This is a genomic window from Pseudoalteromonas sp. BSi20652 (genome assembly GCF_000239855.1).
Lineage (GTDB): Bacteria > Pseudomonadota > Gammaproteobacteria > Enterobacterales > Alteromonadaceae > Pseudoalteromonas.
Genome location: NZ_BADT01000265.1, coordinates 1 through 320, shown reverse-complemented (window position 1 = coordinate 320; position 320 = coordinate 1). Strand labels below are relative to the sequence as shown.

Sequence of the window (320 nt, the reverse complement as noted above, 5' to 3'; positions counted from 1 at the left end):
AACAACACGGATGTTGTGAGGCTAGGCGCTATAACTTTTAAAGCATAGCGCCCTAGCCTTTCAAGTAATGACTGCTTTTTACGGTTAACGCCCTCATTTACTTCTCATTCTTTTCTCTTTGTGCAAACAATATTTTAAGTGAATTATTCACAACGCGGGCGGCGAGATAAAACTCGACAGCCAAGGCAATGTTGATATTACCGCCACGAACGTACTCACACTCGATGGCACATTTATAACCTTTGATGGGCCGGTTGATTACGACATAACCAGCCCCCAAACAGCGCGGGCACCAAGCAATGCAAGCCCCGCCAATATAA

General features: G+C 45.3%; 1 protein-coding gene. It reads right to left on the bottom strand.

The window, feature by feature from the left end; genetic code table 11:
• Positions 1-97 precede the first annotated feature (97 nt).
• The coding region (locus P20652_RS21240; RefSeq protein WP_033018280.1) for a hypothetical protein at positions 98-320 on the bottom strand (223 nt) is incomplete at its 5' end.